Origin of the sequence: Psychromonas sp. (assembly GCF_047632995.1) — a bacterium.
Classification (GTDB): domain Bacteria; phylum Pseudomonadota; class Gammaproteobacteria; order Enterobacterales; family Psychromonadaceae; genus Psychromonas.
This window is the reverse complement of the sequence record NZ_JBLIEK010000121.1, coordinates 1-10,660: the sequence shown is the minus strand read 5'-3', so window position 1 is coordinate 10,660 and position 10,660 is coordinate 1. Positions and strand designations below refer to the sequence as shown.

Genomic DNA, 10,660 nt, shown 5'->3' with positions numbered 1-10,660 from the left:
AGTATATAATTTTGATCTCAATGCTTTTATCAAAAATGGTCAACCCGATCATGAATTACCGATGATTAAAGCGGGCAGCACGATAATGGTCCAGGATTTACCCCAAGATCCCAGCGATAACAAGGCGCAATGGGTACGCCAATCCGCAGATAAATCGATTTATATCTTTGGTCAGGTAGGTGCGCCGGGTCGTTATATGTTTTCCGATGAGATGAGCTTTTTAGATATTTTATCTGCAGCAGACGGCCCAACCGATAAAGCCGATCTACGCAATATCCGCATCAATCACCGTAATAAACGTACACAGGCAGTCAGTCAATTAGATTTAGCGCTCTATTTTGAGACAGGCGATGACAGTTTATTGCCAAATGTTAGTACCGGCGACACTATCTATATCCCGGAAAAAAATCGCCTTTGGTTAGATCAATCAAAAGAAACCACGGTACGTGTACTGGGTGCTATCAATAAACCCGGACGTTACCGTTTTGATGACACCATGACCTTACTGGATTTACTGGCGCAAGCTGGCGGTACGATTGCTGATTCGCATATCGAAAATATCACAGTGGTTAATCTCTCATGTTGCCGCGATCAGGCGCGCAGTTTTGATTTAAGAGAGTTCAGCCGCAGTGCCGCATTTGTTGATTTACCTGTGTTGCGTGCTGGCGATACCGTATATATCCCGTTTAGAAGTGAAAGCGGCTATGAGAAATTCCGTAAAGGATTAACCGATATCATCCAAGTTGTAGCACTCGGCGCACTGATAGGACTACTGTAATGAATATACCTTATCAACATATGGAAATTGAGCAGATTTACACGCAGTTATTCTGTAAACAGCAACGTGCAATTGCTATCTGCTCGGCAAATTCCGGAGAGGGGGTCACCAGCATGGCGATGGCGTTAGCACAGCGTAATTTACTGGGGGGATATGCCACCTTAGTGGTGGATCTTAATCTCTATCGACCCGCACTGAAAAGTCTCTTAAGTATTACCGATCTTTACCGCACAGAAGCCGGCGATAACTCCCTGCCAGTTACTATAAACAGTAATCTATTAGGCGCGCCGCAATTGGTAAGCGTGCAGCAAAATAGCCTCGTCATTACCGGGATAACCGCACCGCTGCAGCGCGAAAAAATTCTAAAATTACGCCAACCGGGTGTATTAGAACACTATATTGAACAATGGATGCTCCATTATGACAGTGTGATCATTGACACCTCACCACTGAATCGTGTCAATGCGCATAATATTCCTCCCGAGCGCGTCGCAGCAGCCTGTGGCGGTGCAGTGCTGATGGTGCTTGCCGGTCAGACCAGCGAAGCTATGGTCAGTAGCGCACTCAAAAAACTCACAACAAGTGATGCTCAACTTTTAGGTTGTATCTTTAATGATCGCGACAACCCCTCTTTAAAAAATGAATTATTGCGAGAAGTACAACGGTTAAGCAAATTCAGCTGGCTTAGCCGCACACTTAAAAAATTTCTTCGTAATAATCAGTTACTCAATTTGGACGTCTAAGAGATGGATACTTTGCTATTAGAAGCACGACAAAATCTGGATCTAAAAACACCCGGTCAGTTGCGCCAAGCACTCACTGAAGTGATCAATCAATGTGTGCCTGATGTGGCGATACGTCAACGTATGTTGCTGTGTCTTTCAGAGGCAGTCACCAACCTAGTTTTACATGCACAAGACAAACCCGACCATATTCTGATCCGTTTCGGCAATAACCGTTCAAGTTGGTGGCTGGATATATTTGATAGCAGCCGTCCATGGCCGCTTAATAAAAATCCTGATGATAACCTGCTGTTTGAATTTCAGGAGATTGAAAACGGCCGGGGCATCGCGCTAATGCATGCGCAATGCGACGAGCTTAATTATCACGCCGGCAATGCCAGCCAGCCCAATCAACTCCGGCTGCAATGGTCATATCCTAAACAACAAAAACGCCAGACAATTTTAATCGTCGAAGATAATGACAGTTTGTGTCGACTTTATCAGGCTTATCTTGATGACGCATTCAATGTAGTAACCGCGGCCAACGGCTATCATGCGCTGCAGCAATTGACCACGCAAAAAATTGATCTGCTGTTATCTGATATCCGGATGCCGGAAATGAATGGCCTATCATTACGTAAAAAAATCAATCAGCAAGCGGCTCATGAATTGATTCCATTTGTTTTTCTTACAGCCGAAGACGATCAACTCATTCAACAACAAGCGACCAATTTAGGTATTGATGATTATCTGGTCAAACCGGTTAATAAAATACAGTTACTGAAAATAATCCAGCGTATTTTAGGACGCTCGCAACAGATTCACACCCAGCTAAGCGAACGTATCGATAAAAATATCAGCGCCTCATTAAAACCACAATTACCGGCAAGCGCTAACGGTTGGCGTCTGCAGGTTGCCTGCCGGGATACAGGTTCCGGCGGCGGCGATCTGCTGCTGCACAAAGACTTTGCAGGTAAAACACAACTGCTGTTAAGCGATATTATGGGCCATGATGACAGTGCAAAATTCTTTTCTCATGCATGCGGCGGTTATATACACGGACTGCTGCAATCGATGCAGATAAACAGTAATCCGGCACTGCTGCTGGAACAAATTTCTAATTATGCAATGGTCGATAAACTGCTTTCACAGGTTACCTTAACCTGTTGCTCTATCCAGTTATCTGAGCAAGGCAAAATATCCCTAGCCAGTGCTGGGCACCCGGCCCCGCTGTTGCTCTCTGCAAATAAGATAGAAACCGTAGCGGTCGGTGGCGTGCTGCCCGGATTAATTGCCGATTACCCGTATCAGAGTCGCGAGCTTAATCTGCAATGTGGGCAGCGCTTGGCTTTTTATACGGATGGCTTATTTGAATCTGCAGCCGACAATAGTGCACGCATTGATCTGCAAACACGCATCAGCGAAGCATTACTGGCAACCTTAGACTTACCCATTGATCAGTCACTACAACAAGTGATGAATTTATTTGATCAAATCACCAACGCACAGCCGAGCGATGATGCACTCCTGCTACTGCTCGAGCCGCTACCATTTTCTTAAGCGAGTAAAAACGATTACATAAAAGAAGCAGTCACCGTTAACCGATAGCACAGTGCACATAAGCATGCTGTAAATATCGACATAAGGAGCGCCTATGTTTTTTGCCAACAAGAAGAAGAGAGTGCTGATCATAGATGATGATCGTAGTCTGTTAAGACAAATTTCAATACACCTCCAAGAACATAGAGGTTTTGATACGATCATAGCGGAAAATGGTGAGCACGGATCTGCTATCGCAAATAAGGCGCATGTAGATTTAATTATTCTCGACTGGACCCTACCAGATATTCAAGGTATCGATCTATTAGCTAGATTCAAAACTGCCCAGCAAACAAAAAACATTCCGATATTAATGCTTACCGCACACAATAAGATCGGCGATGCAGAAAAAGCCTTTGCATTAAACGCCGATGCGTATATGTTCAAACCTTTCTCCTTGCAAAGGCTTGGCGAAAAAGCCAATGGTTTAATGACATGAAGTCAGCAATACAATATCAAGGGAAGACAATGATAAATAGAATGTTGATAGTGCTTTTACTGTTTATTTCTACGCAATGTATGGCGCAGAAGAGCCTCTCTTTTGGGATCGTCCCACAACAATCGGCAACGCAACTGGCTAAGTTATGGACACCTATTATTGAAGAACTCAGCAACAAAAGCGGGCTTGATATCCATTTTGTAACCGCACCCGATATTCCCTCTTTTGAGAAACGTCTAGCAGCCGGCGAATATGATATCGCCTATATGAACCCCTATCATTATGTGGTATTTAATCAATCAGTAGGTTACAAAGCAGTCGCCAAGGCACACGATAAAAAGATCAAAGGAATTATTATCGTATCTAAAAATAGCGATATTAACAGTTTACAAGACTTACAAAATAGTACTTTAGCGTTCCCCGCCCCAGCATCCTTTGCCGCAACTATACTGACTCAAGCCGATCTTGCCGATCAGCAGGTCAACTTCACTGCCAACTATGTTTCTTCACACGACTCGGTATACCGCAATGTGGCCAAAGGCATTTATCCAGCGGGTGGCGGCGTACTTCGTACCTTTAACAATGTTGCACCACAAATACGTGATCAGCTGCGCATTTTATGGACAACCAAGGGATATACACCGCATGCCATTGCCGTTCACCCTCGCGTTATCCGCGCAGCAACTGATAAACTACAGCAAGCACTGCTGACATTGGAGCAGTATGCCGTGGGTAAGCAGTTACTGGGCAGTATCAAAATAAACGGTTTTGAAAAAGGGCTTGATGCTGACTGGGATGATATACGCGCACTAAACCTTAAGCAGCTTTCTGATAACTAAGTGACAACTATGAGCTTTCGCCTAAAAACAATCTTATCCATTGCCTTTATCGAATCGATATTACTGATTATCTTAACTCTCAGCGTGATCAGCTTTCTTAATGACTCCAACGAAAAACAGTTGCAGCAACGCGCCGAAAGCACTGCATTACTGTTTGAAATGTCGGTCAAAAATGCGGTGCTTTCAAATGATTTGGCGACACTCGATAGTTTTATCAAGGAGATACTAAAAGCCCCAGATCTCCGCTACGCGCGTATCAGCAATGACAATTATGTACTTGCGGAGGGAGGCGAAGTAGCGCTTTTGCAGCGCCAACGCATGGCAGATAAAACACTGGCTACGGTCAACGATGGCATATTTGATACACGCATAGAGATAACGGAAGCAGGTAAGGTGTATGGCATTATAGAGCTGGGCTTATCCACCAAGGCACTTCAATCGACCTTGGTTGAAGCGCGCAGCTGGACCATAGCGATCGCCAGCTTGGAAGTTTTTTTAGTGGCGCTTTTATCATTTATACTTGGCACCTATCTAACCCGGCAATTACAGCAATTGAAGCTTGCTACCGAAAAAATCAGCCGTTATGGTCCCGGCGTTCAGATCCCCGTGCTCGGCAGTGATGAGATAGCCGAAGTGGCGCATGCATTTAACCGCATGTCTTCCAGCCTAGCAAAAAATTATCAGCAGCTATCCAATAGCATTGAAAAAAATAAAGAGATGACTGCCATCGCCAACAGTAATCAGGCGAAAAATGAAGCGATACTGACCGCGTCACTGGATGCTTTGATCACCATTAATGATAGTGGTGAGGTAGTTGACTATAACAAGGTCGCGGCTTCAACTTTCGGATGGCAATATGATGAAATTATTGGTCAGGATTTAGCTGAATTTATTATCCCATCAGCACAACGTCAGGCACATAAGCAAGGGATGCAAAGATATCTTAAAACAAAAAATGGGCCGGTGCTAAATCAGCGTTTACAGCTAACCGCACAGCATAAATCCGGACATAGTTTCCCAATTGAAATTAATATAGCGCCGATTGTGACACAACAAGGCACGCTGTTCACCGCCTTTATCCGTGATATTTCCGCACATTTACAGGCCGAAAACGAGTTACGTCTTGCCGCGCAAACCTTTGAATCGAGTGAAGCTATCTTTATTTGTGATGCTCAAGCGACGATTATACGCACCAACCAAGCCTTCTCACGTATAACCGGTTACGACAACAGTGATGTGATAGGCAAAAACCCGCGTATTTTATCTTCCGGTCAGCACCCCGAAGAATATTATCAGGCGATGTGGTTAAGTCTCACCCGGACGGGTAAATGGAGCGGCGAGATCTACAATAAAAGAAAAAATGGAGAGATCTATCCCGAGTATCTAAATATCTCTTCGATAAAAAATGAGGCAGGAGAGATTAGCCACTATATTGCTCACTTTATGGATATCAGTGAGCAAAAAGAAAATGAACAAAATTTACGACAAGCTCGCTTAGAAGCGGAGCTCAGTAACGAATCGAAAAGCCGTTTTCTGGCATCGATGAGCCACGAAATTCGCACGCCAATGAATGCGGTTTTAGGAATTCTCGGACTGCTTAAAGATACACAACTGACGCAGCGGCAATTAGAGCTGGTAAAAACAGGCCGTGATTCAGGGGAGCTGTTACTGACCATTATTAATGATATTCTCGATTTCACTAAAATGGATATTGATAAGCTAATCTTAGAAAAAAGCACCTTTGATTTACATCAGTTGCTGGCAAGCAGCAACGCGCTGCTCAGCGATATGGCCGACAAGAAATCATTAACATTGAGCCTGACAAAATCCCAGGATCTGCCACAGTTTGTCAAAGGCGATTCGGGAAGAATTCGGCAGATACTGATCAATCTTATCAATAATGCCATCAAATTTACCGCGCATGGACAGATTAAGGTCAGCGCCAGTGTCGATTTTAAAGACCAAGAAACGCTAATTATACGCTGCAGTGTGCAAGACAGCGGCATTGGTATTGCGGAACGTTATCTGGATACGCTATTTGATGAATTCACTATGGTTGACCAGACTCATGCCCGAAAATATGAAGGCACCGGATTAGGACTCGCTATCTGTAAACGTCTGGTCGAGCTAATGCAGGGAACCCTCGAGGTTCACAGCAAGCTCGGCGAAGGCAGTACCTTTACATTTACCCTGCACCTGCAGACAGCAGATGAAGATCAATGTAAACCGGAATTGTCACGCGAACAGATTCAGCAACAGCCGCTAGCCAATACCCGCATTCTGCTTGCAGAAGATAACCCAGCCAATCAGATGGTTATTAAAAGTATCTTAGAGTTTGCTAAGCTGCAGGTAGATGTGGTTTCTAATGGTTATGAAGCCATTGAAGCGCTGCGTAATTTACCTTACGATATTGTGCTGATGGACATCTCTATGCCGGAAATGGATGGCATGTCTGCAACGCGTGAAATACGAAAACTAAGCAGCAGCGCATCTGCTATTCCTATTATTGCACTCACAGCACATACTTTAAGCGGCGATAAAGAGCGCTTTATCGCCGCTGGGATGAATGATTATCTCAGTAAACCTATCGATCGCGCTGCGACTTTAAACTGCATTGCCCGATGGACTGCTGGTGCAAAACAGCCAATAGCAGCAGATCTGCTAGCACCAGATAACGGCGCAATTTCAGCGCAAGCGAATGCAGAAAATGTACTGCTTGATTATGATTACGTGGACGAGCAGGTGCTGCAGGCACTGGTACGCGATACCTGCGCAGAAATAGTACCGGAATTGATCACCCTTTATATAGAAGACAGCCGGAGCCGTATCGCCATAATCAATGAGGCGATTATACAAGGTGATTTTAATTGTTTAGAATTTGAAACGCACACAATAGGCAGCAGCGCAATTGCACATGGCAATGCGAAGCTGCATGCACTGTCCCGCAGTATTGAGCAGCTGTGCCAAAAAAATGAGCATGCACAGGCATTTGAGCAGGCGCAACAGATATCGGTAATCGCCAATGAATCGTTCCGGCAACTTGCGCAGCGCGCGGAACAGGGATTCGAATAATAAAAACAGGATAGATTGATGAGCAATAAACCTAAACTATTAATAGTGGAAGACTCTGCCCCACAGGCGCGCTTGTATGAGCAATATCTAAAAAATGAACTGATAGCACTGTCGGTAGTTAGCACGGGTGCGGCAATGCAGGTCTCTATAAAAAAAGAGCTTCCAGATCTTATTCTGCTTGATTATAAATTACCCGATATGGACGGCTTAGCGATTCTCGAGTGGATGAAGCAGGAAAACCTATCCTGTCCGGTTATTGTTATTACGGGACACAGCTCTGTTGATATCGCTGTCGATATGATGCGCTGCGGAGCCAATGACTTTTTAGAAAAACCTATCTCCGCCAGCCGCTTAAAAACTTCAATTAATAATCTGCTCGAACGCAGCCGACTGCAACATTTAGTAAATAACTATAAAAATACCCTTGATCGCGACCACTATCATGGTTTTATCGGCTCCAGTCTAGCCATGCAGGCTGTGTACCGTATTATTGATGCGGCAGCACCAAGCAAAGCAACGGTATTTATTACTGGTGAAAGTGGCACAGGTAAAGAGGTTTGTGCGGAGGCTATTCATGCTCAAGGCACGCGTGCCAAGAAGCCGTTTGTCGCCATCAACTGCGCAGCGATTCCTCGAGATCTGATGGAAAGTGAAATCTTCGGGCATATAAAAGGTGCCTTCACCGGGGCATTTTCAGATCGCCGCGGGGCAGCAACGGAAGCCGACGGGGGAAGTTTATTTTTAGATGAAATTTGTGAAATGGACCTGGATCTGCAGACCAAGTTACTGCGTTTTGTGCAGACCGGTACCTTTAAAAAAGTCGGTAGTAATAAACTAGAGAAAGTTGATGTGCGCTTTATCTGCGCCACCCACCGCGATCCATTAGCTGATGTCGCAAGCGGCCGCTTCCGTGAAGATCTCTATTATCGTTTGCATGTTTTACCCCTTCACCTACCGCCATTACGGGAGCGAGGCAGAGATATTATCGACATTGCCAGCAGTTTCCTACGCAACTATTCGGCCGAGGAAGGCAAATCTTTTAGGTCATTTTCTCCCGAGGTACAAGCGCTGTTTGTACAGCAATACAGTTGGCCTGGTAATGTACGGCAATTACAAAATGTTATTCGCAATATTGTGGTCTTACACAATGATCAGGTGGTTAATTTAGCGCATCTTCCCGCGCCATTAGATACCAGATTAAATGAAAAAGTAATAACGAAAGAGACACCAACAAAAAATGGAATGAGCGCATCTGAGATTGTCGACGATAGATTAACAACAATAAGACCGTTAGCTGAGGTGGAGCGAGAAACCATCGAAAATGCAATTAACTTTTGTGATGGGAATATCCCCAAAGCAGCTGCCTTGCTGGATGTCAGCCCTTCAACTATTTACCGAAAAAAACAGGGGTGGGAATAACAGCAAACGTATTAATGAGTTACTATTATTTTCCATGATACAAATAAAAAAGCCTTGCATCGCAAGGCTTTTTTATTGCTTTCTACATGTAATTACAAACTGACCGAAGCCAACTTCTCAAAATAATCAGGGAATGTTTTCGATGTGCATTTAGGATCGTTAATGGTGACCGGTGTATCGCTTAACGCCACTAATGAAAAACACATCGCCATACGATGATCATCATAGGTATCAATGGCTGCGTGATTAAGTTTAGCGGGCGGAGTCACCTCGATAAAGTCATGCCCTTCAACAATCGTTGCGCCAACTTTACGCAACTCTGTGGCCATTGCGTATAAACGGTCGGTTTCTTTAACACGCCAGTTGTATACATTGCGAATTTTTGTAGTGCCCTGTGCAAATAAAGCGGTAACAGCAATGGTCATCGCCGCATCCGGGATATGGTTCATATCCATATCAATTGCTTTAAGAAAACCTTTGCTGGCTTTAATATAATCATCGCCCCACTCTATATTTGCCCCCATCGCCTCGAGGACATCTGCAAATTGAATATCACCCTGTACCGAATTTTTGCCAATGCCGGTCACTTTAATGCTTCCACCGGCAATCGCGGCAGCGGCTAAAAAGTAGGATGCAGATGACGCATCACCTTCCACTAAATACTCGCCCGGCGCCGTATAGGTTTGCCCGGCTTTAATCACAAAACGTTGGTAAGCACCGTTTTCATTATCAACTTGCACACCAAAGTCCTGCATAATTTGCAGAGTGATTTTGATATAAGGTTTAGAAACCAATTCACCAACGATTTCAATTATTGTGTCTTCGCGCGCCATGGGTGCAGACATTAAAAATGCGGTTAAAAACTGACTGGAAACACTACCATCAATTTGGACTACCCCACCTTTAAGGCCGGTACCTTTGATTTTAAGTGGCGGGTAATTTTTTTCTTTCAGATAAGTAATATCTGCGCCCGCTTGCTGCAGCGCATCGACTAAACTGCCGATCGGACGTTCGAACATACGCGCTTCGCCCGTTAGAATGTATTCACCTTGTCCCAAACACAGCGCAGCGCAAAGCGGACGCATTGCGGTGCCGGCATTACCTAAGAACAATTCAAGCTGGCCAAGTTCTGTGGTATTAAATGGTCGCCCCAATCCTTCAACAACACACTTTTTTTTATCACTGGAAAGCTGATAATTTACACCCGATTTTTTTAAGGCATTTAACATATGACGAATATCGTCACTGTCCAGTAGATTGGTCAGCGTGGTTGTACCTTTCGCGAGTGCCGCTAATAATAAAGCGCGGTTGGAGAGGCTTTTTGAACCGGGGAGGTTGATTTCTCCATCGACTTTAGCAATGGGATTTAATAATAGTTGTTCCATAATATTCTCTATTTTCTTTGTAATTACTCAAGTCGTCGCCATTTAAGCTTATTTCTGAGCAGTTACAGTTTTATTTTATAAAAACCTCATATCACCTAATGCTAAGTAGATACTTTTCTTTTTCTTAATTACGACAACTCAAGCACTTTAACCAGAGCTTGTTTAAAACGTTGGTTTTCAGCTGTCGTGCCAATACTTATACGAAGGTGGTTAGGTAAACCATAACCGCTAACAGGACGAACAATCACCCCTTCCAGCAATAAATTTTGATAAACCAAATCACCTGAACCTTGCACATCGACAGTAATAAAGTTGCCCATGGAAGGAATATACTCAAGACCATTTTTAGTGAAAAATGCACTTAAATCTGCCATGCCCGCATTATTTAATGCGATGCCGTCCTGTCA

9 protein-coding genes are annotated in these 10,660 nt (G+C 44.2%); 7 read left to right on the top strand and 2 right to left on the bottom strand.

The annotated features are described in order from the left end of the window. The 7 genes from ACJAT7_RS15740 to ACJAT7_RS15710 form a co-directional block, all read left to right on the top strand. Positions 1-778 (top strand): polysaccharide biosynthesis/export family protein (locus ACJAT7_RS15740; protein WP_415227753.1); only part of this gene is annotated, 778 nt, incomplete at its 5' end. Continuing rightward, on the top strand, positions 778-1,521 hold the full coding sequence (locus tag ACJAT7_RS15735) for a hypothetical protein (RefSeq protein ID WP_415227752.1): 744 nt from the start codon (positions 778-780) through the stop codon (positions 1,519-1,521). The genes ACJAT7_RS15740 and ACJAT7_RS15735, both read left to right, overlap by 1 nt. A gap of 3 nt (positions 1,522-1,524) precedes the next feature. Then, a complete protein-coding gene (locus ACJAT7_RS15730) occupies positions 1,525-3,060 on the top strand; it encodes a SpoIIE family protein phosphatase (RefSeq protein WP_415227751.1) in 1,536 nt (511 codons plus the stop codon). A gap of 94 nt (positions 3,061-3,154) precedes the next feature. Further along, positions 3,155-3,538, top strand: coding sequence for a response regulator transcription factor (locus ACJAT7_RS15725; RefSeq protein ID WP_415227750.1), 384 nt, complete (start codon positions 3,155-3,157; stop codon positions 3,536-3,538). Positions 3,539-3,567: 29 nt separating this feature from the next. After that, entirely contained in the window at positions 3,568-4,377 is an 810-nt protein-coding gene (locus ACJAT7_RS15720; protein ID WP_415227749.1) for a phosphate/phosphite/phosphonate ABC transporter substrate-binding protein, read from the top strand. 9 nt (positions 4,378-4,386) lie between these two features. Next, positions 4,387-7,449 (top strand): PAS domain S-box protein, encoded by a 3,063-nt coding sequence (locus ACJAT7_RS15715; protein ID WP_415227748.1) that lies wholly within the window; start codon positions 4,387-4,389, stop codon positions 7,447-7,449. An 18-nt stretch (positions 7,450-7,467) separates the two neighbouring features. Beyond that, entirely contained in the window at positions 7,468-8,868 is a 1,401-nt protein-coding gene (locus tag ACJAT7_RS15710; RefSeq protein ID WP_415227747.1) for a sigma-54-dependent transcriptional regulator, read from the top strand. 92 nt (positions 8,869-8,960) lie between these two features. On the opposite strand, the gene aroA is transcribed toward ACJAT7_RS15710, so the two are convergent. Both aroA and ACJAT7_RS15700 read right to left on the bottom strand, forming a co-directional pair. Continuing rightward, entirely contained in the window at positions 8,961-10,253 is a 1,293-nt protein-coding gene (aroA, locus tag ACJAT7_RS15705) for a 3-phosphoshikimate 1-carboxyvinyltransferase (RefSeq protein ID WP_415227746.1), read from the bottom strand. Positions 10,254-10,381: 128 nt separating this feature from the next. Beyond that, on the bottom strand, positions 10,382-10,627 hold the full coding sequence (locus ACJAT7_RS15700) for an aminotransferase class I/II-fold pyridoxal phosphate-dependent enzyme (RefSeq protein WP_415227745.1): 246 nt from the start codon (positions 10,625-10,627) through the stop codon (positions 10,382-10,384). Positions 10,628-10,660 lie beyond the last annotated feature (33 nt).

Bases quoted from the DNA above. Each gene is read 5' to 3' on its own strand.
- ACJAT7_RS15735 (WP_415227752.1), top strand. From the start codon at position 778: ATGAATATACCTTATCAACATATGGAAATTGAGCAGATTTACACGCAG.
- ACJAT7_RS15730 (WP_415227751.1), top strand. From the start codon at position 1,525: ATGGATACTTTGCTATTAGAAGCACGACAAAATCTGGATCTAAAAACA.
- ACJAT7_RS15725 (WP_415227750.1), top strand. From the start codon at position 3,155: ATGTTTTTTGCCAACAAGAAGAAGAGAGTGCTGATCATAGATGATGAT.
- ACJAT7_RS15720 (WP_415227749.1), top strand. From the start codon at position 3,568: ATGATAAATAGAATGTTGATAGTGCTTTTACTGTTTATTTCTACGCAA.
- ACJAT7_RS15715 (WP_415227748.1), top strand. From the start codon at position 4,387: ATGAGCTTTCGCCTAAAAACAATCTTATCCATTGCCTTTATCGAATCG.
- ACJAT7_RS15710 (WP_415227747.1), top strand. From the start codon at position 7,468: ATGAGCAATAAACCTAAACTATTAATAGTGGAAGACTCTGCCCCACAG.
- aroA (WP_415227746.1), bottom strand. From the start codon at position 10,253: ATGGAACAACTATTATTAAATCCCATTGCTAAAGTCGATGGAGAAATC.
- ACJAT7_RS15700 (WP_415227745.1), bottom strand. From the start codon at position 10,627: ATGGCAGATTTAAGTGCATTTTTCACTAAAAATGGTCTTGAGTATATT.